This is a genomic window from Citrobacter sp. R-1.5.2, assembly GCF_035064245.1.
In the GTDB taxonomy this organism is placed as follows: Bacteria; Pseudomonadota; Gammaproteobacteria; order Enterobacterales; family Enterobacteriaceae; genus Citrobacter.
This window is the reverse complement of the sequence record NZ_JASEYC010000001.1, coordinates 571,596-592,459: the sequence shown is the minus strand read 5'-3', so window position 1 is coordinate 592,459 and position 20,864 is coordinate 571,596. Positions and strand designations below refer to the sequence as shown.

At 51.4% G+C, this 20,864-nt stretch carries 24 protein-coding genes and 1 pseudogene; 12 read left to right on the top strand and 13 right to left on the bottom strand.

Going from position 1 to position 20,864, the window contains the following annotated elements; all coding sequences use genetic code 11:
- The first annotated feature begins 57 nt into the window (after positions 1 to 57).
- The gene (gstA, locus tag QMN38_RS02890) at positions 58 to 663 is read left to right on the top strand and encodes a glutathione transferase GstA (protein WP_202038721.1); all 606 of its coding nucleotides are present in this window, start codon (positions 58 to 60) and stop codon (positions 661 to 663) included.
- An 83-nt stretch (positions 664 to 746) separates the two neighbouring features.
- Here the strand turns inward: gstA and pdxY are convergent, their stop codons facing one another.
- The 5 genes from pdxY to anmK all read right to left on the bottom strand — a co-directional run bounded on the left by pdxY (position 747) and on the right by anmK (position 5,326).
- A complete protein-coding gene (gene pdxY, locus QMN38_RS02885; protein WP_271440570.1) occupies positions 747 to 1,607 on the bottom strand; it encodes a pyridoxal kinase PdxY in 861 nt (286 codons plus the stop codon).
- 63 nt (positions 1,608 to 1,670) lie between these two features.
- A complete protein-coding gene (gene tyrS / locus QMN38_RS02880; RefSeq protein ID WP_020996426.1) occupies positions 1,671 to 2,945 on the bottom strand; it encodes a tyrosine--tRNA ligase in 1,275 nt (424 codons plus the stop codon).
- A 126-nt stretch (positions 2,946 to 3,071) separates the two neighbouring features.
- Entirely contained in the window at positions 3,072 to 3,728 is a 657-nt protein-coding gene (pdxH, locus tag QMN38_RS02875) for a pyridoxamine 5'-phosphate oxidase (protein WP_048211753.1), read from the bottom strand.
- 59 nt (positions 3,729 to 3,787) lie between these two features.
- Entirely contained in the window at positions 3,788 to 4,117 is a 330-nt protein-coding gene (gene mliC / locus QMN38_RS02870) for a C-type lysozyme inhibitor (protein ID WP_202038722.1), read from the bottom strand.
- Positions 4,118 to 4,204: 87 nt separating this feature from the next.
- Positions 4,205 to 5,326: an anhydro-N-acetylmuramic acid kinase gene (gene anmK, locus QMN38_RS02865; RefSeq protein WP_271450045.1), complete on the bottom strand. Its 1,122-nt coding sequence runs from the start codon at positions 5,324 to 5,326 to the stop codon at positions 4,205 to 4,207.
- Positions 5,327 to 5,600: 274 nt separating this feature from the next.
- Between anmK and slyB the strand changes: the two genes are divergently transcribed.
- Positions 5,601 to 6,068, top strand: a complete 468-nt coding sequence (gene slyB / locus QMN38_RS02860) for an outer membrane lipoprotein SlyB (RefSeq protein ID WP_003029175.1) — start codon at positions 5,601 to 5,603, stop codon at positions 6,066 to 6,068.
- 48 nt (positions 6,069 to 6,116) lie between these two features.
- Here the strand turns inward: slyB and slyA are convergent, their stop codons facing one another.
- Positions 6,117 to 6,557, bottom strand: coding sequence for a transcriptional regulator SlyA (slyA, locus tag QMN38_RS02855; protein WP_019076732.1), 441 nt, complete (start codon positions 6,555 to 6,557; stop codon positions 6,117 to 6,119).
- Positions 6,558 to 6,749: 192 nt separating this feature from the next.
- Between slyA and QMN38_RS02850 the strand changes: the two genes are divergently transcribed.
- The 3 genes and pseudogenes from QMN38_RS02850 to QMN38_RS02840 all read left to right on the top strand — a co-directional run bounded on the left by QMN38_RS02850 (position 6,750) and on the right by QMN38_RS02840 (position 9,889).
- Complete coding sequence (locus tag QMN38_RS02850) at positions 6,750 to 6,986, top strand: DUF1656 domain-containing protein (RefSeq protein ID WP_202038724.1); 237 nt, start codon at positions 6,750 to 6,752, stop codon at positions 6,984 to 6,986.
- 2 nt (positions 6,987 to 6,988) lie between these two features.
- Positions 6,989 to 7,852, top strand: coding sequence for an efflux RND transporter periplasmic adaptor subunit (locus QMN38_RS02845; RefSeq protein ID WP_271440571.1), 864 nt, complete (start codon positions 6,989 to 6,991; stop codon positions 7,850 to 7,852).
- Positions 7,849 to 9,889: pseudogene (locus QMN38_RS02840) on the top strand (FUSC family protein). The gene QMN38_RS02845 and the pseudogene QMN38_RS02840 overlap by 4 nt, the downstream one beginning before the upstream one ends.
- Here the strand turns inward: QMN38_RS02840 and sodC are convergent.
- From sodC to QMN38_RS02825, 3 genes are all read right to left on the bottom strand, one after another.
- On the bottom strand, positions 9,865 to 10,386 hold the full coding sequence (sodC, locus tag QMN38_RS02835) for a superoxide dismutase [Cu-Zn] SodC (RefSeq protein ID WP_271450044.1): 522 nt from the start codon (positions 10,384 to 10,386) through the stop codon (positions 9,865 to 9,867). The pseudogene QMN38_RS02840 and the gene sodC sit on opposite strands and share 25 nt — an antisense overlap.
- Before the next feature lie 81 nt (positions 10,387 to 10,467).
- On the bottom strand, positions 10,468 to 11,364 hold the full coding sequence (locus QMN38_RS02830; RefSeq protein WP_271440573.1) for an aldo/keto reductase: 897 nt from the start codon (positions 11,362 to 11,364) through the stop codon (positions 10,468 to 10,470).
- Positions 11,365 to 11,413: 49 nt separating this feature from the next.
- Positions 11,414 to 11,653, bottom strand: coding sequence for a DUF1289 domain-containing protein (locus tag QMN38_RS02825; RefSeq protein WP_137381278.1), 240 nt, complete (start codon positions 11,651 to 11,653; stop codon positions 11,414 to 11,416).
- Positions 11,654 to 11,754: 101 nt separating this feature from the next.
- Between QMN38_RS02825 and QMN38_RS02820 the strand changes: the two genes are divergently transcribed.
- The 4 genes from QMN38_RS02820 to rnt all read left to right on the top strand — a co-directional run bounded on the left by QMN38_RS02820 (position 11,755) and on the right by rnt (position 14,768).
- Positions 11,755 to 12,354 (top strand): TetR/AcrR family transcriptional regulator, encoded by a 600-nt coding sequence (locus tag QMN38_RS02820; RefSeq protein WP_271440574.1) that lies wholly within the window; start codon positions 11,755 to 11,757, stop codon positions 12,352 to 12,354.
- 54 nt (positions 12,355 to 12,408) lie between these two features.
- Complete coding sequence (nemA, locus tag QMN38_RS02815; protein ID WP_005127184.1) at positions 12,409 to 13,506, top strand: alkene reductase; 1,098 nt, start codon at positions 12,409 to 12,411, stop codon at positions 13,504 to 13,506.
- A gap of 112 nt (positions 13,507 to 13,618) precedes the next feature.
- Entirely contained in the window at positions 13,619 to 14,026 is a 408-nt protein-coding gene (gloA, locus tag QMN38_RS02810; RefSeq protein ID WP_003029198.1) for a lactoylglutathione lyase, read from the top strand.
- Between the two features lie 94 nt (positions 14,027 to 14,120).
- Positions 14,121 to 14,768: a ribonuclease T gene (gene rnt, locus QMN38_RS02805; RefSeq protein ID WP_137381280.1), complete on the top strand. Its 648-nt coding sequence runs from the start codon at positions 14,121 to 14,123 to the stop codon at positions 14,766 to 14,768.
- A gap of 51 nt (positions 14,769 to 14,819) precedes the next feature.
- Here rnt and grxD read toward each other — a convergent pair whose 3' ends face one another.
- The gene (gene grxD / locus QMN38_RS02800) at positions 14,820 to 15,167 is read right to left on the bottom strand and encodes a monothiol glutaredoxin 4 (RefSeq protein ID WP_003832760.1); all 348 of its coding nucleotides are present in this window, start codon (positions 15,165 to 15,167) and stop codon (positions 14,820 to 14,822) included.
- Between the two features lie 334 nt (positions 15,168 to 15,501).
- On the opposite strand from grxD, the gene QMN38_RS02795 reads away from it, so the two are divergent.
- The gene (locus tag QMN38_RS02795; protein ID WP_271454404.1) at positions 15,502 to 16,332 is read left to right on the top strand and encodes a C40 family peptidase; all 831 of its coding nucleotides are present in this window, start codon (positions 15,502 to 15,504) and stop codon (positions 16,330 to 16,332) included.
- A gap of 127 nt (positions 16,333 to 16,459) precedes the next feature.
- Entirely contained in the window at positions 16,460 to 17,041 is a 582-nt protein-coding gene (gene sodB / locus QMN38_RS02790) for a superoxide dismutase [Fe] (protein WP_048211764.1), read from the top strand.
- Positions 17,042 to 17,081: 40 nt separating this feature from the next.
- On the opposite strand, the gene QMN38_RS02785 is transcribed toward sodB, so the two are convergent.
- Both QMN38_RS02785 and cydH read right to left on the bottom strand, forming a co-directional pair.
- Positions 17,082 to 18,251, bottom strand: a complete 1,170-nt coding sequence (locus tag QMN38_RS02785; protein WP_271440576.1) for an MFS transporter — start codon at positions 18,249 to 18,251, stop codon at positions 17,082 to 17,084.
- A 177-nt stretch (positions 18,252 to 18,428) separates the two neighbouring features.
- Positions 18,429 to 18,518 (bottom strand): cytochrome bd-I accessory subunit CydH, encoded by a 90-nt coding sequence (gene cydH, locus QMN38_RS02780; RefSeq protein ID WP_003029209.1) that lies wholly within the window; start codon positions 18,516 to 18,518, stop codon positions 18,429 to 18,431.
- Between the two features lie 297 nt (positions 18,519 to 18,815).
- Here cydH and purR point away from each other — a divergent pair, with 297 nt between their 5' ends.
- Complete coding sequence (purR, locus tag QMN38_RS02775) at positions 18,816 to 19,841, top strand: HTH-type transcriptional repressor PurR (protein WP_323604439.1); 1,026 nt, start codon at positions 18,816 to 18,818, stop codon at positions 19,839 to 19,841.
- Here purR and punR read toward each other — a convergent pair.
- Positions 19,838 to 20,770, bottom strand: a complete 933-nt coding sequence (gene punR / locus QMN38_RS02770) for a DNA-binding transcriptional activator PunR (RefSeq protein WP_323604438.1) — start codon at positions 20,768 to 20,770, stop codon at positions 19,838 to 19,840. The two genes, purR and punR, sit on opposite strands and share 4 nt — an antisense overlap.
- Between the last annotated feature and the right edge of the window lie 94 nt (positions 20,771 to 20,864).

Genomic DNA, 20,864 nt, shown 5'->3' with positions numbered 1-20,864 from the left:
TTTTTTTGTTCCAGGTAGCACTACCATACGGTATACCTCAGCCAAAAGGAGTTACCGATGAAACTGTTCTACAAACCGGGCGCTTGTTCTCTTGCTTCCCACATCACACTTCGTGAGAGCGGTAAAGATTTCACGCTGGATGGTGTTGATCTGATGAAGAAACGTCTGGAAAACGGCGACGATTTTTTCGCGGTAAACCCGAAAGGACAAGTTCCCGCACTGTTGCTGGATGACGGTACACTACTGACAGAAGGCGTTGCCATCATGCAATATCTGGCAGATACCGTTCCAGACCGTCATCTCCTGGCCCCTACCAGCAGCCTCTCCCGCTACAAAACTATCGAATGGCTTAACTATATCGCTACAGAGCTACATAAAGGTTTTACCCCTCTGTTCCGACCGGATACGCCAGAGGAGTACAAACCAACCGTTCGCGCATTGCTTGAGAAAAAAATGCAATATGTGAACGAATCGCTGAAAGACAACCCGTGGATTTGCGGCGCACGCTTCAGCATTGCTGATGCCTATCTGTTTACCGTGCTACGTTGGGCGTATGCAGTTAAGTTGAATATGGCAGGATTAAGCCATATCGAGGCGTATATGACGCGCATGGCTGAGCGTCCGGCAGTTGCCGCAGCGCTTAAAGCGGAAGGGTTAAATTAATTGTTGTTACCGGGTAGCGCTTGCGCTTACCCGGCCTACAGAAAAACGTAGGCCCGATAAGCGTGAGCGCCATTGCACATTGATTACAGCTGAGTGGCGCTAAAGTAGTGTTCTGGTTTCGCGATACGATCCTGGGCGGCAACCACCTGCAGTTCATACTCCTGCATCTCTTTGGTGGCGATCATAATTTCGTACACCGCCGCCGTCACATGCTCCAGCGCCTGCTGCAATGAAGCCCCCTGCAACAATTTAACCAACAGCAAGCCACTGGTGACATCACCAACGCCAACCGGTTGGCGTGCGCCAAAATCGACAAGCGGACGGCTGATATGCCACGCCTGATCGGCGGTAACCAACAGCATCTCAAAACGATCTGCGCTGATACCTGCACGGGCAAGATGCTTGACCAGCACAATTTCCGGTCCCTGAGCAATCAGTTCACGGGCAGCCATCACCGCTTCATCAACATTGTTAACCGCATGCTCGCACAGAATTTCGAGTTCAATCAAATTTGGCGCGATAATGTCGCTGGCCGGAAGTGCGTGACGAACATGAAATTCCGCAACGCCAGGTGCCACGATGCAGCCTTTTTCAGGATGCCCCATCACTGGATCGCAAAAGAATTTCGCCTGAGGATTTGCCGCTTTCACTTTGCGCACAATACCCAGAATATGCTCGCCCTGCTCTGCGGATCCCAGATAACCACTCAGCACCGCATCGCAGGTCTTTAGTTTATCGATATCAGCAATACCCTGAACAATTTCAGTCAGGTGGCTGGGCGGCATAACACAGCCGGTCCATTTACCGTACTGCGTGTGGTTAGAAAACTGAACGGTGTTGAGCGGCCAGACATTCGCGCCAAGACGACGCATCGGAAATTCGGCAGCACTGTTGCCGGCATGGCCAAAAACAACGTGGGACTGGATGGCGAGGATATTCTTCATTTTACTTACCACAACCCTAAAAAATAAAGGGGCGTAGTTTCCCACGCCCCTGCTGACTTTTACTTATTTCCAGCAAATCAGACAGTAGTTCTTTTTGCCACGGCGCAGTAAGGTGTAGCGGCCGAACAAAATATCACTGTCCTGGAAGAAATATTCCGGGTCAGATTGTTTCTCACCATTAATGGTGACCGCATTAGACGCAATGGTCTTACGCGCCTGACCGCGCGAAGGCTGCAGTTCAGAATCCACCAGCGCCTGCATCAGGTCGGCACCCTTGTCCATTTCGATCATTGGTACACCATCCTGCGCCAGCTGTTCGAAGTCCGCTTCGCTCAGATCGCTCAGGTTACCATTGAACAGGCTTTCGGTAATGCGTTTCGCCGCCACTAAACCTTCTTCGCCGTGAACCAGACGCGTTACCTGCTCAGCCAGAACATACTGGGCACGCGGTGCTTTACCGCTGTTCTTATCTTCTTCTTCCAGCGCATTGATCTCTTCAATGTCCATAAAGGTGAAGAATTTCAGGAAGCGATATACGTCCGCATCAGCCGTATTGATCCAGAACTGGTAGAACTTGTATGGACTGGTTTTCTTCGGATCCAACCAAACTGCGCCACCTTCCGTTTTACCGAACTTGGTACCGTCAGCTTTAGTGATCAGCGGAACCGTCAGGCCAAATACCTGGTTCTGATGCAGGCGGCGGGTCAGATCGATACCAGAGGTGATGTTCCCCCACTGGTCAGAACCACCAATTTGCAATGCCACGCCATGCAGTTTATTCAGGCAGGCAAAATCATAACCTTGCAGCAGGTTGTAAGAAAACTCGGTAAAGGAGATCCCCTGATCGTCACGGTTCAAACGCTGCTTAACCGCTTCTTTGTTGATCATCTGGTTTACGGAGAAGTGTTTGCCGATATCACGCAGGAAAGTCAGTACGTTCATACCGCCAAACCAGTCGTAGTTGTTCGCAGCAATCGCCGAGTTGTCGCCACAGTCGAAATCGAGGAACGGTGCAACCTGTTTGCGGATTTTATCCACCCACTCTTGCACGGTATCTTCGGTATTCAGTTTACGCTCGGCGGCTTTAAAGCTCGGATCACCAATCAGACCCGTTGCACCGCCTACCAACGCAACAGGCTTATGGCCTGCCTGCTGGAAGCGTTTCAGGCATAACAATGGAACCAGATGCCCCAAATGCAAGCTGTCAGCGGTAGGATCGAAGCCGCAATAGAGCGCGATCGGGCCTTGCGCCAGTCGCTCTGCTAACGCTTCCTCGTCCGTCACCTGGGCCACCAGCCCCCGCTCTTGCAATTGTTTAATCAAGTTACTGCTTGCCATCAAAATCTCCATGTATAAAACGACTGCACCTTTGCCGGTACACGACTTTTCGCCTGATGCGAAAGAGACATAGAATAAAGCGCCGGATTCATCAGCACCAGCGCTTAAAACAAGAATTTTGCATCTTTAGGGGGCCAGACGGTCAATTTTCCACGCGTCATCTTCACGTTGGTATAAAAAACGGTCGTGCAGACGGTTTTCGCCACCCTGCCAGAACTCCATTTGTTCAATGCTCACGCGAAAGCCGCCCCAGAAACTTGGCAACGGCACTTCCCCTTGCTGAAACTTCTGCTTCAGCTCAAGAAATTTACTCTCCAGAATTCCACGTGCGGAGATCCGACTGGACTGCTTAGAAACCCAGGCGCCAATCTGGCTATCGCGCGGGCGACTGTGGAAATATTTCACCACCTCAAGCGTGGACAAGCGTTCGGCCTTACCGATAACCATCACCTGCCGTTCCAGCGTATGCCAGGGGAATAACAGGCTGATGCGCGGGTTGTTCTCGATCTGGTGCGCCTTACGGCTGCCCATGTTGGTATAAAACACCAGCCCTTTGTCATCATAATGTTTGAGCAACACGATTCGCTGGTACGGCTGGCCGTGTTCATCGACTGTTGCGACGACCATAGCGGTAGGGTCTGCCAGTTTTGCATCACAGGCTTGCCCCAGCCAGCGCTCAAACAGAGCGAGGGGTTCGGCGGGAAGATCGCGGCGGCGAAGACCGCCTTTCGTGTATTCACGGCGCAGATGCGCGATTTGCTGCAATTCGTCGTTATCAGACATGATGTTGGGCTACGGATTGTCAGTGGGTGACGCTATTGTGCGCCGCCCAGGTGAAAATCTCAACGCTTCGGGTTCTGTAACTGACAGTTATTCAGCACAATTCTGTCTCGTTTATATACCGTCGCGTTGTCTCCTTTAGACCAGAAGACGTAGATACCATCTGTGTAGCGTGCACCCGATGCCGACACGCCCTGTTTGAGATTTAATAGTTGATTATCATAAACAAAGCTCGCCACCTGTCGGGTATTATTCAATTTTACGGTAAGCGGTTTTTCATCACAGCGATATTCGAGCGTATCCGTTTGCATACGCTCGACAAATTGGTTGTACACACTACAACCGGTAAGCAATACGGGCAGACACACTAATAACAGTTTTTTCATAGCCATATCCTGAAGACTTTCCTGGTCCCGGAGGGCAAAAACACCCTCCCTAACATCCCTAGTTTATCGGTATACCGCCTGGAATAATTTCAGTTAACTCTGAGTTCGTGGATTGGCGGGAAAAATAGCCCCTAAAACGCTGGGCTCAGATGCGCCGGTCACCGAAGGCAGGTTCCCCGGCAGTCCCGCAAGTGTACGCCACGCCAGCCAGGCAAAGGCTAACGCTTCCATATCATCACCACTGATCCCTGCTTCATCGGTGGAGGTCACTTCCGTACCCGGCAACAGCGCCGCCAGACGCATCATAAGAAGTGGATTACGGCTTCCGCCGCCACATACCATCAACCGTTCACACCCTCCGCTCAACAGGACCTGTTCGGAAATCGTCACGGCCGTCAGTTCAGCCAACGTCGCCTGTACGTCTCGTGGGCTAATTCCCGGGAACTGCGCCAGATGGCGTTCAATCCAGCCATAATTAAAATACTCACGCCCCGTACTCTTTGGCGCTGGTGCAGAAAAATACGGGTCATTAAGCATCGTTTGCAGCAGCGGCAGAATCACTGTACCCGAACAGGCCCATTGCGCATCTTTATCATAAGGTTGGCCACATTGCCGCCAAATCCAGGCATCCATCAGCATATTGCCCGGACCGGTGTCATATCCCCGAACCGGTTGTTTTGGGATGAGCAGTGACAGATTGGCAATACCACCAATATTTAACACCATCCGGCGCTCCGTTGGATGCGCCAGCAACGCCTGGTGAAAAGCTGGAACCAGCGGTGCCCCCTGTCCGCCTAACGCGATATCGCGCCGACGAAAATCACCGACTACCGTTACCCCGGTACGCGCAACAATCTGGTTGTTATCACCAATTTGTAGCGTGTGGGGCGCAATTCCTGTCGGTTCATGCCACACGGTTTGCCCATGACAGCCGATAGCAACAATATCCTGCGGTTTTAATTTTTCCTGCTGCAGCAACGCATTGACCGCATCGGCGAACAAACGCCCCAACTGCGTGTCCAGTTGACCGTATTGGGAAAGCGTCAGTTGCTGCCCCTGGCAGATATCCAGAATGGCCTGTTTTACATGAACGGGGATGGGCCATGTCAGACTTGCCTGCTGCGCAACCATCGTTTCATCTATCGCCGCCAGCACAACATCCACACCATCAAGACTGGTTCCAGACATCACTCCGATAAAACGGCCCGATTTCATACGTCATCCTTTTAAGCAAATTAGCCTTGACACTCCACCATAAAGTGTCGACTAATTCCATGCTTCCTTAATGATTTTTGTGGGTTGATCTTTCCAGTAACCCCTAAATTCCATTAACGTGATGAATGATTCGTTTATACTCGGTTAACCCGATTTCGGTTAAGATTTTCATATTGTTCCAGTAGAACATGTGACCTTAGACTCACAAATGCCATATAATTTAGCCATGAGGAGTGCTTTATTAGCGTTTCGTGGTGACAAAGGAGATTTGTAAATGATTAAACGTGTGCTGATTGTTTCATTAATGGGCGTATCTTTAGCGGGCTGCGTTAACAATGATAGCCTTTCAGGTGACGTGTATACCGCATCCGAAGCGAAACAAGTTCAGAACGTTACCTACGGTACGATTGTTCATGTTCGTCCGGTGCAAATCCAGGGTGGTGACGACGCAAACGTGATTGGCGCTATTGGTGGTGCTGTGCTGGGTGGGTTCCTCGGTAACACAGTAGGCGGCGGTACCGGTCGTTCATTAGCGACAGCTGCAGGCGCGGTTGCCGGTGGCGTAGCAGGCCAGGGCGTACAAGGCGCGATGAATAAAACCCAGGGCGTAGAACTGGAAATTCGTAAGGATGACGGTAATACCATCATGGTGGTTCAGAAGCAGGGTGCGACCAAATTCTCTGCAGGTCAGCGCGTTGTTATGGCTAACAATGGTAGCCAGGTTACCGTGTCTCCACGTTAATCGAATTCACGTGTGGTCAGCCTCTGGCCACACGTCGTTTTGATCGCTTTAGCCCTGCGACTGCAGTTCAATGATATTGTGTTCCAGTCTGGCGACCAGTTTTATCAGCAGATCAATTTCCTCAGCGGAAATCCCTTCCAAAATTTCGCCGCGCGTTTTGTTGATAACCGCTTCCATATCAGCAATCAGCGGTTCGGCCTTCTCCGTTAATTTAATTCTCTTTGCCCGACGATCGCTGGCGCAAGTCTGTCGTGAAATGAGTCCCTTTTCTTCTAACTGGTCGAGCGTACGCACCAATGAAGGCTGCTCAATACCAATCGCTTTAGCCAGCTGGATCTGTGATTGATCCGGTGGCAACTGATGAATGTTGTGCAGCGTAACCCAATGCGTCTGCGTCAACTCCAGAGGTTTCAGGCGATGGTCAATCAGAGCACGCCAAATGCGCACCAACCGTGCCAGATCAGAACCTAATGGCGATTCCAATTTCATCTCCTTATAATTAGCTTGCTAAGTTATTGTGCTGATTTTAGAATAGTGTGCAGCATTTGTATTCCCAAAACAAATGTATTGCCAAATTTGCTTACCGGATGACATTTTTTCAGACATTATGCCTTACAGAGACACATTGTCCCTTTTTTTGCTAAACCTATAGCAACGCTCTTTTCGCCAAGGATTTTGCCCGTGAAGTTTATGTTTAATGCAACAGGATTGCCCCTACAAGATTTAATGATCGGAGCATCTGTCTACTTCCCCCCTATTTTCAAGGCGTTTGTTGCAGGATTTATCCTCTGGCTAGTTGTTCATCGCCTGCTACGCGACGGGATCTATTCTGGCGAAATCTGGCATCCCCTGTTAATGGATCTGTCCCTCTTTACGCTTTGCGTGTGTCTGGCCTTTGTCATGTTGATTGCGTGGTGATTATGTCGCTTAAAACCATTAAATACTTCTCCACTATTATAGTCGCTGTTATTGCCGTCCTCGCCGGGTGGTGGATGTGGAATTACTATATGCAATCGCCATGGACGCGTGACGGAAAAGTCCGCGCTGAACAGGTCAGCATCACTCCGCAGATCTCTGGCAGCATTAGTGAACTCAACATTAAAGATAATCAACTGGTTAACAAAGGCGATGTTCTTTTTGTTATCGACAAGACCCCTTTCCAGATTGCTGAGCTGAACGCACAGGCTCAGTTGGCCAAAGCGCAGTCCGATCTGACCAAAGCCAATAATGAAGCCAAACGTCGCCGCAATTTGTCGCAAAATTTCATCTCGGCCGAAGATTTGGACAGCGCACTGCTCAATGTAAAAGCCATGCAGGCGACCGTTGCCGCAGCCCAGGCCAGTTTGCGCCATGCTCAGTGGCAACTGGCGCAAACGGTAGTCAAAGCCCCGGTCACAGGCTGGGTCACCAATCTATCAACCCGTACCGGAGACTACGCCTCAACGGGTAAACCTCTGTTTGCCCTGGTCGACAGTCACTCTTTTTATGTCATGGGCTATTTCGAAGAAACCAAACTACGCCATATTCAAGACGGGGCACCTGCTCTTATCACGCTCTACAGCGGCAATATTAAGTTACAGGGTCACGTTTCCGGCATTGGTCGCGCCATTTATGATCAGAGTGTGGAAAGCAATTCCGGTCTGGTTCCTGACATCAAACCAAACGTTCCGTGGGTTCGTCTGGCGCAGCGGGTTCCCGTTCGTATCGAATTTGATACCCTTCCGCACGATGTTACGCTGGTTTCGGGGACAACCTGTAGCGTGTCCATCGGTCAGCAAAAATGAAACTGCCCCGCCTGACACCTGCCAGTCTGCCGTGGTTTAAAGCCACGGGTGGACAGTGGCGTTACGCGCTGCGTAATACTATCGCGATGTGTCTGGCGTTAACCTTCGCCTATTACCTGAACCTGGACGAACCCTACTGGGCGATGACATCAGCAGCGGTGGTCAGTTTTCCAACCGTTGGTGGCGTGATCAGCAAAAGCCTGGGGCGTATCGCGGGCAGTTTACTCGGTGCAACGGCCGCATTGATTATAGCCGGCCATACCCTCAATGAACCCTGGCTGTTTCTGTTGAGCATGTCAGTCTGGATCGGTTTTTGTACCTGGGCGTGTGCACATTTCACCAACAACGTGGCCTACGCTTTTCAACTGGCAGGCTATACCGCGGCGATTATTGCCTTTCCAATGGTGCATATTACAGAGGTTACGCAACTGTGGGATATCGCCCAGGCACGCGTGTGCGAAGTCATCGTCGGGATCCTCTGTGGCGGCTTGATGATGATGATCCTGCCCAGCACATCCGATGGCACCACGCTGCTGACCGCATTGAAAAATATGCATGCACGTTTGCTGGAGCATGCCAGCTTGCTCTGGCAACCAGAAACCACAGATGCTATCCGCACCGCCCATGAAGGGGTGATCGGTCAAATCCTGACAATGAATCTGCTACGTATTCAGGCGTTCTGGAGCCACTACCGTTTTCGCCGTCAAAATACCTTACTCAATGCGTTGTTACACCAACAGTTGCGGTTGACCAGCGTTATTTCCAGTCTGCGGCGAATGCTACTGAACTGGCCTAATCCTCCGGCTAATACCCGGGATGTCATCGAGCAGTTGCTGACCGCGTTAGTCAAACCTGATACCGACAGCTACGCCGTCGCGCGGATTATCGCCCCGCTGTGCCCCGTCGATCAGCATGACTATCGGCACGTCGCCTTCTGGCAGCGTCTGCGCTATTTTTGCCGCATCTATCTGAAAAGCAGTCATTATCTGGGCTTACTGGAAAAGGGCGTCACGGCCGATCGTATCAATATTGAGCGTACGCCGGGTCTTGCCCGTCATACCGATAATGCGGAGGCTCTCTGGAGCGGATTGCGTACCTTCATTACGCTGATGTCCATCGGCGCGTGGAGCATTGGTGCACAATGGGAGTCAGGCTCCGGGGCTCTGACGCTTGCCGCCATCAGTTGCGTGTTGTATTCCGCCGTAGCGGCCCCATTCAAATCACTCTCTTTGCTGATGCGCACCCTGGTCCTGCTGTCGCTGTTCAGTTTTGTGGTGAAATTCGGTCTGATGGTACAAATTACCGATCTCTGGCAGTTCATTCTGTTTCTCTTTCCGCTGATTGCCACCATGCAATTGTTAAAATTACAGATGCCGAAACTGGCGGGCCTTTGGGGACAGCTGATCGTCTTTATGGGATCGTTTATCGCGGTGACCAATCCTCCTGTCTATGATTTTGCAGGTTTTTTGAATGACAATACGGCGAAGATCACCGGCGTCGCGCTGTCGTGGCTGGCTTTTGCTATTCTACGGCCAGGTTCTGATGCGAGAAAAAGCCGCCGCCATATTCGCGCGTTACGGCGTAACTTTGTCGACCAACTTAGCCGCCATCCTTCACTCAGTGAAAACGAGTTTGAGTCGCTGACCTATCATCATGTCAGCCAGCTCAGCAACAGCCAGGATGCACTGGCGCGACGTTGGTTACTACGCTGGGGAGTGGTGTTACTGAACTGCTCACACGTCGTATGGCAACTTCGCGTCTGGGAGGCGCGATCAGATCCGCTGGCACGCGTCAGGGATGTGTGTATCTCACTGTTACGCGATGTAATGAGTGAACGTGGCGTGCAGCAACGTCCGCTGAATGCCACGCTTAATGAACTCCAGCGCATCTGTGATGCACTGGCCCATCATCATCAGCCCGCAGCGCAGGAGTTATCGGCCCTTATCTGGCGACTACACTGCTCACTTTCACAACTTGAGCAAGCGCCGCCACCGGGCACGCTGAGTCGCTGATTACTTGATAACACCACAGGCGTAACGTGCCCCGCCGCCGCCAAGTGGTTTCGGCTGATCGGACATATTATCGCCACCAACGTGGATCATCAGCGCCTTACCTTTAATTTCATCAAGTGATTTCAACCGGGGGGCTGTCACTGTCGTCGTGGCATTCCCTTCGTTATTTACCACCAGTAAAGGCAGGTCGCCCATGTGGCCTGCACCTTCCGGACCTTCATGCTTGCCAGTTTTATGCGGGTCATAATGACCGCCAGCCGATTCTGCTGCCGAGGCTTTCCCCTCTTTAATCGCGGGCTGGCAACTGCCGTTAGCATGCACATGAAAACCATGTTCACCCGGCGGCAGCGCTTTAAGATCAGGCGTAAACTCCAGCCCTTTTGCGGATTCGGCAATGGTGACAGTACCAATTTCCTGGCCAACGCCCTGCGACGTCACCAGATTCATCACCACTTTCTCACTGGCAGCCTGTGCACCTGCACAGGCTAGTAATGTGATGATGGCTAAACTCAAACGTTTCATACAACCTCCGTCATCCAGGTATCTGACTGATAAGTGTAATCCAGTGACACAAATTTGAACGACGGAACGCTGAATACGTGATTAAGGTACGTCGTAACCGAGAGCCGCTTTACGAATACGGAACCACTGCTGGCGAGACATGTTCAATGACTCTGATTCAATTGCAGCACGCACACGTTCGATTTTACCCGAGCCAATAATCGGCAGCGGCTGCGACGGTAGACGCAGGATCCACGCATACACCACCTGCTCTATGGACTGCGCATTCAGTTCTTCTGCTATCACGGCCAGTTCATTGCGCAGCGGCTGGAAGGCGTCATCATTGAACAGACGCCCACCTCCCAGGCAAGACCAGGCCATTGGGCGGACACGCAGTTGTTGCAGCTGATCTAACGTCCCATCCAACAGAAGAGGTTGATGCACCGGTGAAATTTCGACCTGATTGGTTGCCAGAGTAAAAGGTAATCGCGATTGCAGCAGTGAAAACTGTGCTGGCGTGAAGTTAGAGACACCAAAATGGCGCACCTTACCGCTATGATGTAATGTCTTGAAAGCTTCCGCCACATCATCTGCATCCATTAACGGATCGGGGCGGTGGATCAACAGCAGATCAAGGCGATCGGTTGCCAGCAGCTTCAGCGACTGTTCGGCACTGGCAATAATATGGGCGCTGTCAGTGATGTAATGACCCAGCGCGTTTTCCTCTTTCGCTGTCGTGGCAATACCGCATTTGGTAACAATCTGCATTTTTTCACGCAGGTGCGGTGCCAGTTTCATTGCCTCGCCAAACGCCGCCTCACACTGGTATCCGCCATAAATATCCGCGTGATCGACAGTCGTGACACCCAGATCGAGATGTTCCTCAATAAAGCTGACTAGCTGACGCGCGGACATATTCCAGTCCATCAGACGCCAGTACCCCATCACAAAGCGCGAAAATTCCGGGCCTTGCGGCGCAATAGTAATACGCTGAACCATAGCAGCTTCCTTATAAGTGAATGTGCATCGAGTATACGCAATTACGCTTTTAAAAGAGTGAAGGTTGTTGCGGTTCTTCCGGTGGGTTGGATTTGTTTGCACGTAATTTACGCATCAGACGCTGGCGACAGAGTCGCAGCACCTCCTGCTTTTGGGCATCGCTCATTTTCTGCCAGTTAAAACGCTCATCCCGACTGCGAAAACATCCACGACAAAAACCGCGATCGTCAGACTGACATATACCGCGGCATGGGCTCTGGACGGGGAAAAACTCCAGCTGTTCGGCCACATCCCCTCCTTTTGTAAGATTGATATACCTATTGAAGACGGTAACTGAAAATCTGGCAAGCGCTATTGCATTAGACCGACTGGTCTATTACACTCCTCGACATGAACAAAGTAACTGAACACGATACACGCGAACATCTTTTGGCGACCGGCGAGCGACTGTGTATGCAGCGCGGTTTCACCGGTATGGGTTTGAGCGAGCTACTGAAAACCGCGGAGGTTCCCAAGGGTTCGTTTTATCACTATTTTCGCTCAAAAGAAGCGTTCGGTGTGGCGATGCTGGAGCGCCATTACGCGAGCTATCATCAGCGACTGGCTACGCATTTTGAGACGGGTGCAGGAAACTACCGCGACCGTATTCTGGCCTACTATCAGGAAACTCTGAACCAGTTTAGCCAGCACGGCATCATCAGTGGCTGTTTAACTGTGAAATTGTCTGCCGAAGTGTGCGATCTTTCCGAAGATATGCGTACAGCAATGGACAAAGGCGCCCGGCACATTATTACGCTGCTGGCGCAGGCGCTGGAAAAAGGTCAGGCGAATCATTGTCTGTCGTTTGTTGGCGAACCTTTGCAGCAGGCGCAGGTGTTGTATGCGCTGTGGCTGGGTGCCAACCTGCAGGCCAAAATGTCGCGTAGTGCCACGCCGCTGGAAAACGCGCTGGCTCACGTCAAAACCATCATTGCAGCGCCTGTCGTTTAACAGGCGTTTTTATTTAATTTATCACTAGACGACCGGTCTATTCAGGAGTGTAACATGTCATCTGAAAAACTCTTTTCCCCGCTGAAGGTGGGTGCGATCACTGCGGCAAACCGCGTGTTTATGGCCCCACTTACGCGTTTGCGCAGCATCGAACCTGGCGACATCCCTACTCCGCTGATGGCCGAGTACTACCGCCAACGCGCCAGTGCGGGTCTTATCATTAGCGAAGCGACACAGATTTCTGCGCAGGCGAAAGGTTATGCCGGAGCGCCAGGTTTGCACAGTGATGCACAAATTGCTGCATGGAAAAAGATTACGGCGGCTGTACATGCTGAGCAGGGCCATATTGCCGTTCAGCTGTGGCATACCGGGCGTATCTCCCACTCCAGCCTGCAGCCAAACGGTCAGGCTCCGGTTGCCCCGTCCGCCATCAGTGCCGGAACCCGAACGTCTCTGCGCGATGAAAATGGACTGGCCACACGTGCCGATACCTCAATGCCACGTGCACTGGAAACCGAAGAAATCCCGGGTATCGTGAATGATTTCCGCCAGGCGATTGCCAATGCGCGTGAAGCCGGTTTTGACCTGGTCGAGCTGCACTCTGCTCACGGTTACTTACTGCACCAGTTCTTGTCGCCAACCTCAAACCAGCGTACCGATCAATACGGCGGTAGCGTTGAAAACCGCGCTCGTCTGGTACTGGAAGTCGTCGATGCAGGTATTAAAGAATGGGGTGCCGATCGCATTGGTATCCGTGTTTCCCCTATCGGCTCGTTCCAGAACGTCGACAACGGTCCGAATGAAGAGGCTGATGCTTTGTACCTGATCGAACAATTGGGCAAGCGCGGCATTGCTTATCTGCATATGTCCGAGCCAGACTGGGCTGGTGGCGAACCGTATTCAGACGCGTTTCGCGAGAAAGTTCGCGCACGTTTCCACGGTCCGATTATTGGTGCGGGTGCCTATACGCCAGAGAAAGCTGAATCACTGATCGAGAAAGGTCTGATCGATGCTGTTGCCTTTGGTCGTGCTTACATTGCTAACCCGGATCTGGTTGCACGTCTGCAGCGTAAAGCCGAGCTCAATCCACAGCGTGCGGAAAGTTTTTACGGCGGCGGTGCTGAAGGCTATACCGATTACCCTACCCTGTAAGGTCCTGAGAATTGCCAATCGATTTCTAATCGTTCATTGATAGCGGCGTTATAACGCCGCTATACTAAAACAACATTTTGAATGTATTAGCCATTTTTGAAGGGGAAGAAAGATGCGTTTACTTCATACCATGCTGCGCGTGGGTGACCTGCAGCGTTCCATCGAGTTTTATACCAACGTGTTGGGCATGAAGCTGCTGCGTACCAGCGAAAACCCTGAATATAAGTACTCTCTGGCATTCGTCGGATACGGCCCTGAAACCAGCGAAGCCGTGATCGAACTGACCTATAACTGGGGCGTTGACAAGTATGAACTGGGTACCGCATATGGCCACATTGCCCTGAGCGTAGATAACGCGGCAGAGGCCTGTGAACGTATTCGTCAAAACGGCGGTAACGTGACGCGTGAAGCCGGTCCGGTAAAAGGCGGTACGACGGTCATCGCGTTTGTTGAAGATCCAGATGGCTATAAAATTGAGCTGATCGAAGAAAAAGACGCCGGCCGCGGTCTGGGCGACTAAACTCTCCTCGGGCGCAGATCGTCTGTGCCCGTAGTTTTATACTCATCATTTTGCCATAATACGCGCTGCAATTTTCCCGTATTAAGAGACCCAGATGTCCGATAACGCTCAACTTTCCGGTCTGTGTGACCGTTTTCGTGGTTTTTATCCTGTCGTCATTGACGTCGAAACAGCAGGATTTAACGCCAAAACCGATGCGCTGCTTGAAATTGCCGCCATCACACTGAAAATGGATGAACAGGGCTGGCTGATGCCGGACATGACGTTACATTTCCACGTTGAACCGTTTGAAGGGGCGAATTTACAACCCGAAGCGCTGGCATTTAACGGCATCGACCCCAGCAACCCGCTGCGTGGTGCCGTCAGCGAGTACGACGCGCTACATGCCATCTTTAAAATGGTGCGCAAGGGTATCAAAGATAGCGGCTGTAATCGGGCGATCATGGTGGCGCACAATGCGACATTTGATCACAGTTTTATGATGGCTGCGGCAGAACGCGCCTCTCTGAAACGTAATCCGTTTCACCCCTTCGTCACCTTTGATACGGCAGCATTAAGCGGCCTGTCGTTGGGGCAAACCGTACTGTCAAAAGCCTGTCTGGCTGCAGGTATGGAGTTTGATGGGACTCAGGCGCACTCGGCGCTGTATGACACAGAACGGACAGCCGTTCTGTTCTGCGAAATTGTTAACCGCTGGAAACGTCTCGGCGGCTGGCCTCTGCCAGTGCCCGAAGAGGCGTAACGGCGGCATAAAAAAAGCGACCTGCGTAGGTCGCTTTTTTATTTTTGCTGGTTACTCAGCGTCCGGCTCTTCGGTTTTGTATTTCGCCGCAGTTTCTTTGATCAACTGCTGCAACTCACCACGCTGGTACATTTCAATTAAAATGTCACAGCCGCCTACCAGTTCACCATCAACCCACAGCTGTGGGAAAGTCGGCCAGTTGGCATATTTCGGCAGCTCGGCGCGAATATCCGGGTTCTGCAGAATATCAACATAAGCAAAACGTTCACCACAGGCGGACAACGCCTGCACAGCCTGAGCAGAGAAACCGCAGCTTGGCAGTTTTGGGGAACCTTTCATGTACAGGAGAATCGGGTTTTCAGCGATCTGGCGCTGGATTTTTTCGATAGTGGTGCTCATTATCTTGCTTCCTTAAACTTCTTTTACGGCAGTAGTCTGACATTGTAGCGGGTCAGGCAGGTAACGGAAAATAACATTTTCATTACGCGATATTATTTTATCGCCTGTCGTTAAAAGTTGCATTCACAATCTCACTTATCCGCGTAAAGCATGGGGATTTGATTATCTGTTCACCAATTACGCCTTGAATTGCTGTTTTTTTTTGCGGTCGGTTACGAAACGTAGTTTTAAACGAAAAAAGCTATTAACTTTCCCTCTTTCTATAGATTAGAATCGTCAAGTTTTGAAAATCACACGCAGGCACGATAGACCTGCCTTACCAGAGGACTGCTCAGTGGCGCGGATAAACCGAATCTCGATCACGCTCTGTGCTTTACTTTTTACCACACTGCCTTTTACGCCTATGGCTCATGCTTCCAAGCAGGCCAGGACGACACCTACCGCTTCCCACACTGTCAAGACGGTAGATAAAAAGAAAAGCGCAACAACCAGCCAAAAAGCAACAAAAACCAACAAGAAAACGGCGACAAAAAACTCCAGTAAAACCAGTACGAAAACGGCCTCCTCTTCCAAAAAACGCACAGCAACTCCGGCAAAATCGACGAAAACAGCAAACCGTCGCAGTAAAACAGCGGCAATACAAACCCCTGCCGTCACCTGGACTGAAAAATGTACCCCGCGCAAAGGTCATAAGCCACGTTGTGTAAAAGTGAAGACGACTGCACCAACAGCCGTTGCGGATGTGCATAAAGTGAAAGTACAGAAAGCGACCAAAACCGCCATGTCTACCCTGATGAACCAAATCGGTAAACCTTACCGTTGGGGGGGCACCTCGCCCAGAACCGGTTTTGATTGCAGCGGGCTGGTTTATTACGCATATAAAGATCTGGTGAAGTTCCGCATTCCGCGTACCGCCAATGAAATGTATCACCTGCGCGACGCTGCGCCGATTGAACGTGGTGAACTGAAAAACGGTGATCTGGTCTTCTTCCGCACGCAAGGTCGCGGTACCGCCGACCACGTTGGCGTCTATGTTGGCAATGGTAAATTTATCCAGTCTCCACGCAGCGGTCAGGAAATTCAAATAACCTCTCTGAGCGAAGATTACTGGCAACGCCACTACGTGGGCGCTCGTCGTGTGATGACGCCGAAAACAATTCGCTAAAAACTTACCCTACAGAATATGCTGTAGGGTAAGTTCTTCTTTTGCATAACCTTTCAATTTGCTACCCTATCCTTACTCACAATGAGGCTATTGTGTGTACTCAATATAAATAATAAGGAGAGAAGCAATGTCGTTCGAATTACCTGCATTACCGTATGCCAAAGATGCTCTGGCACCGCACATTTCTGCCGAAACGCTGGAATACCACTATGGCAAACACCATCAAACCTACGTGACCAATCTGAATAACCTGATTAAAGGCACCGCGTTTGAAGGTAAATCACTGGAAGAGATCGTACGTAGCTCTGAAGGTGGTGTATTCAATAACGCAGCACAGGTATGGAACCACACGTTCTACTGGAACTGCCTGGCACCAAACGCAGGCGGCGAGCCGACCGGTAAACTGGCCGAAGCGATTGCCGCCTCCTTTGGCAGCTTTGCAGACTTCAAAGCACAATTCACCGATGCCGCTATCAAGAATTTCGGTTCTGGCTGGACCTGGCTGGTAAAAGGAACGGATGGCAAACTGGCTATCGTATCCACCTCCAACGCAGGTACGCCGCTGACGACTGACGCGACGCCTCTGATGACCGTTGACGTGTGGGAACATGCTTACTACATCGATTATCGTAATGCCCGTCCTGGCTACCTGGAACACTTCTGGGCACTGGTGAACTGGGAATTTGTTGCGAAAAACTTCGCAGCATAAAATGACAACGCAGAAGGGGTTCCCTTCTGCGTTTTTGTTTTTAATTCGTTGCGTTGCAGACTTCTTCCGCTTGCTTTCTTGCCGAGACAAAGACCAGCAGTAGCGCAAGTCCCGCCACAATCGCCCCCATTACCGGGACGAAACTGTAGCCCAACCCTCCGGAAATTACCGCCCCACCGGCGGCCGCTCCCAGGGCATTCCCCAGATTAAACGCGCCAATATTCACTGACGATGACAATCCAGGTGCCTCACTGGCAACGCGCATCACACGCATCTGCAGCGGCGGAACCACCGCAAACGTTGCTGCGCCCCACACCACCATACTCACGGCCGCACCCAGCTCATTACGTGCAAGGAAAGGTATCGCCAGCATAATAACCATCAGCAGCAATAAAAAGCCTTTCAGCGTACCGTTAACCGAACGGTCAGCCAGTTTACCGCCCAGATAGTTACCGATAGAGAACCCAACGCCAATCAGCACCAGCATACCGGTGACAAACGCCGGCGTAGCATGAGTAATACTGTGCAGCACCGGTGAGATGTAGGTATAAAGCGTAAACATCGCTCCGGCCCCCAGAACGGTCGTCAGTAAAGCTGACACCACTTGTGGACGCATTAATACAGCCAGTTCTTTGCGCACATCAGGGCGCTCACCTGCCCCGCCTTTCGGTAACGAGAAGAACAGACTGACCATCGCGATGACGCCCAGTCCCGCCGTCGCCATAAAGGACATACGCCAGCCGATGGTTTCCCCAAGCCAGGTTGCCGCGGGAACACCGCCAATATTCGCGATCGTTAACCCCATAAACATAGTCGCAACGGCGCTGGCCTGTTTATGTTTGGGGACAACGCTTGCCGCCACAACCGAACCGAGGCCAAAAAATGCCCCGTGGTTAAGACTGGTCAAAATGCGCGACAGCATCAGCGTCGTGTAATCCGGAGATATCGCCGAAAGCACATTACCCAATGTAAAAATGGCCATCAGGAAGATAAGCGCATTGCGACGCGCACGATGGGACAGCAGTAAGGTCATCAGCGGTGCGCCAACCATCACGCCTACCGCATACGCGCTGATTAACATCCCTGCGGCCGGAATGGAAACATCCACGCCTTTGGCAATGACGGGTAGCAATCCCATGGGAGAGAATTCGGTCGTTCCAATGCCAAACGCACCTATCGCCAGCGCCAGTAAAGGATAATTTATTTTCATCTATCGACTCCGTAACGTCGAGCCTTGGCACGACACATCATAAGAGTCAAAAGCATGACATTGATCGCAAAATTAATAAAGTTAACAAAACTGCAAAAGACTTTTGCTTATTTGCAAAAAATAGGGAGGGAAAGACAAGCAGAAAGGATGAGGGAGAGTGAACTCCCTCGGGGGAAATCAGTGCAGTGCTGCAGTCAGGCCACCCGCAACAATCAGGCCCAGAACAATTATGGTCGTCACTAACGAAAATTTCAGATCGGTGCTCATCAAGTTTTCTCCTTTTTATTCCCACACAAAAAGTGATATTGCGCATTTTTACACACTTGAAAGCAAAAATCTCTCACGATTTATATTGATAACTGCTTTTAACTCTTCCCCTTTTCGTTAAGATCAGACAAAATTCCACGCTTACTTGATTAGCGTACCGGCCATTGACCCCTTCCTGACGTTCCGTGTCGTTTTCCCGGCGTGCCGCAACCCTGACGTTGCGTTGAGGGTGTGTGAAGGCAAACGTTTACCTGGAGTATTCTCAGGAGCTTAGGATATGGTCTGGAGTGAGATGTAATGGCAACTATTAAAGATGTAGCGAAGCGAGCAAACGTTTCCACTACAACCGTATCACACGTAATTAACAAAACGCGCTTTGTCGCAGAAGAAACGCGCAACGCTGTCTGGGCAGCGATTAAAGAACTGCACTACTCCCCTAGCGCAGTTGCACGTAGCCTGAAGGTGAATCACACCAAATCGATCGGTTTGTTGGCAACAAGCAGTGAAGCTGCCTATTTCGCCGAAATTATCGAGGCTGTTGAGAATAATTGTTTCCAGAAAGGCTACACGCTGATTCTGGGCAACGCCTGGAACAGTCTTGAAAAACAGCAGGCCTACCTGTCTATGATGGCGCAAAAGCGCGTAGATGGCCTGTTGGTAATGTGTTCAGAGTATCCGGAATCACTGCTTTCCATGCTCGAAGAGTATCGCCATATTCCAATGGTGGTCATGGACTGGGGCGAGGCAAAAGCCGACTTTACCGATACCGTCATTGATAACGCTTTTGAAGGTGGTTACATGGCAGGCCGGTATCTGATTGAACGCGGTCATCGTGAGATCGGCGTGATCCCAGGTCCCATGGAGCGTAATACCGGCGCAGGCCGCCTGGCTGGCTTCATGAAAGCGATGGAAGAGGCTCTGATTAAAGTTCCCGAGAACTGGATTGTCCAGGGTGATTTCGAACCTGAATCCGGCTATCGCGCTATGCAGCAAATCCTCTCCCAGTCGCATCGCCCAACCGCCGTATTCTGTGGTGGCGATATTATGGCGATGGGTGCGCTGTGTGCCGCAGACGAGATGGGACTGCGCGTGCCGCAGGATATCTCAGTTATCGGTTACGACAACGTACGCAACGCCCGATACTTCACCCCTGCGCTGACAACCATCCATCAGCCAAAAGATTCACTGGGTGAAACGGCCTTCAACATGCTGTTAGACCGAATCGTGAATAAACGTGAAGAATCGCAGTCTATCGAGGTGCACCCACGCCTGGTAGAACGTCGTTCCGTTGCCGACGGTCCATTCCGCGATTATCGTCGTTAAGTCAGTTGTGCGGGAGCCTCATCCGGTTCCCGCAGCCACTCTTTATTCAGCGTCTCACTATCCCCCAGGTAGTCCAGTAACCAGCTCAGTGCAGGCGACGTATCGTTCTGCTGCCAGGTCAGGCAACAAGCGGCATCCGGGAACGGATTTTCCAGCTGTAACGCCACCCATTTTCCGCTATCGAGCCACGGTTTGGCAAAATGCGTCGGTACCATCCCGACACAAAGCCCGGCTGACAAGCAGGTGGCCGAGGATTCCCAGTCAGGAACCACAACGCGTTTTTGGTTGTCCAGCAACCATGTAATACGTTTCGGCAGTGTGCGGGAGGTGTCTTCGCGTACCAGCGATGGCCAGTTGCGCAACGTATCGTCACTGATCGGTCCCGGCATCGCCGCCAACGGATGATGACTGGCTACCACGCAACTCCAGCTCAGCATTCCCATATCCCGGAACGTATAGCGTCCCCCTACCGGAATGGCCTGCGTTGCTCCAATAGCTAACTCCACACGACCATCCGACAGCGCGTCCCAGACGCCATTAAACACCTCCTGAAAGACCAGAAGTTCCACATCATCGAAATGGCGGTAGAAATCCACAATCATCTGTCGGGTCCGTTCTGGACGCACAATATTATCTACCGCAATCGCCAGCTGTCCTCGCCACCCATTGGCGATTTGTTGACATTGCTGACGAGTGATCTGCATTTTTTTGATAACAGACCGACCTTCTTTTAAAAACCACGCGCCAGCAGGCGTTAATTCCACGTCCCGATGACGGCGTTCAAAAAGAGGCACAGCCAGCCACTCTTCCAGTTGGCGCACCGTGTAGCTTACCGCCGAAGGTACGCGGTGCAACTCCTGAGCAGCGGAACTAAAGCTACCGTTACGCGCCACCGCATCAACCACCTCAAGTGAATATTCCGACCACATGCTCTGCCTGCAAAAAATTTGAAATCAGTAAGCAAATATTAGCGTTTCACAGCGAGAATTACACTCACTACACTCAGCGGCAATGTTCTATTGC

Bases quoted from the DNA above. Each gene is read 5' to 3' on its own strand.
- gstA (WP_202038721.1), top strand. From the start codon at position 58: ATGAAACTGTTCTACAAACCGGGCGCTTGTTCTCTTGCTTCCCACATC.
- pdxY (WP_271440570.1), bottom strand. From the start codon at position 1,607: ATGAAGAATATCCTCGCCATCCAGTCCCACGTTGTTTTTGGCCATGCC.
- tyrS (WP_020996426.1), bottom strand. From the start codon at position 2,945: ATGGCAAGCAGTAACTTGATTAAACAATTGCAAGAGCGGGGGCTGGTG.
- pdxH (WP_048211753.1), bottom strand. From the start codon at position 3,728: ATGTCTGATAACGACGAATTGCAGCAAATCGCGCATCTGCGCCGTGAA.
- mliC (WP_202038722.1), bottom strand. From the start codon at position 4,117: ATGGCTATGAAAAAACTGTTATTAGTGTGTCTGCCCGTATTGCTTACC.
- anmK (WP_271450045.1), bottom strand. From the start codon at position 5,326: ATGAAATCGGGCCGTTTTATCGGAGTGATGTCTGGAACCAGTCTTGAT.
- slyB (WP_003029175.1), top strand. From the start codon at position 5,601: ATGATTAAACGTGTGCTGATTGTTTCATTAATGGGCGTATCTTTAGCG.
- slyA (WP_019076732.1), bottom strand. From the start codon at position 6,557: ATGAAATTGGAATCGCCATTAGGTTCTGATCTGGCACGGTTGGTGCGC.
- QMN38_RS02845 (WP_271440571.1), top strand. From the start codon at position 6,989: ATGTCGCTTAAAACCATTAAATACTTCTCCACTATTATAGTCGCTGTT.
- sodC (WP_271450044.1), bottom strand. From the start codon at position 10,386: ATGAAACGTTTGAGTTTAGCCATCATCACATTACTAGCCTGTGCAGGT.
- QMN38_RS02830 (WP_271440573.1), bottom strand. From the start codon at position 11,364: ATGGTTCAGCGTATTACTATTGCGCCGCAAGGCCCGGAATTTTCGCGC.
- QMN38_RS02820 (WP_271440574.1), top strand. From the start codon at position 11,755: ATGAACAAAGTAACTGAACACGATACACGCGAACATCTTTTGGCGACC.
- nemA (WP_005127184.1), top strand. From the start codon at position 12,409: ATGTCATCTGAAAAACTCTTTTCCCCGCTGAAGGTGGGTGCGATCACT.
- gloA (WP_003029198.1), top strand. From the start codon at position 13,619: ATGCGTTTACTTCATACCATGCTGCGCGTGGGTGACCTGCAGCGTTCC.
- rnt (WP_137381280.1), top strand. From the start codon at position 14,121: ATGTCCGATAACGCTCAACTTTCCGGTCTGTGTGACCGTTTTCGTGGT.
- grxD (WP_003832760.1), bottom strand. From the start codon at position 15,167: ATGAGCACCACTATCGAAAAAATCCAGCGCCAGATCGCTGAAAACCCG.
- sodB (WP_048211764.1), top strand. From the start codon at position 16,460: ATGTCGTTCGAATTACCTGCATTACCGTATGCCAAAGATGCTCTGGCA.
- QMN38_RS02785 (WP_271440576.1), bottom strand. From the start codon at position 18,251: ATGAAAATAAATTATCCTTTACTGGCGCTGGCGATAGGTGCGTTTGGC.
- cydH (WP_003029209.1), bottom strand. From the start codon at position 18,518: ATGAGCACCGATCTGAAATTTTCGTTAGTGACGACCATAATTGTTCTG.
- purR (WP_323604439.1), top strand. From the start codon at position 18,816: ATGGCAACTATTAAAGATGTAGCGAAGCGAGCAAACGTTTCCACTACA.
- punR (WP_323604438.1), bottom strand. From the start codon at position 20,770: ATGTGGTCGGAATATTCACTTGAGGTGGTTGATGCGGTGGCGCGTAAC.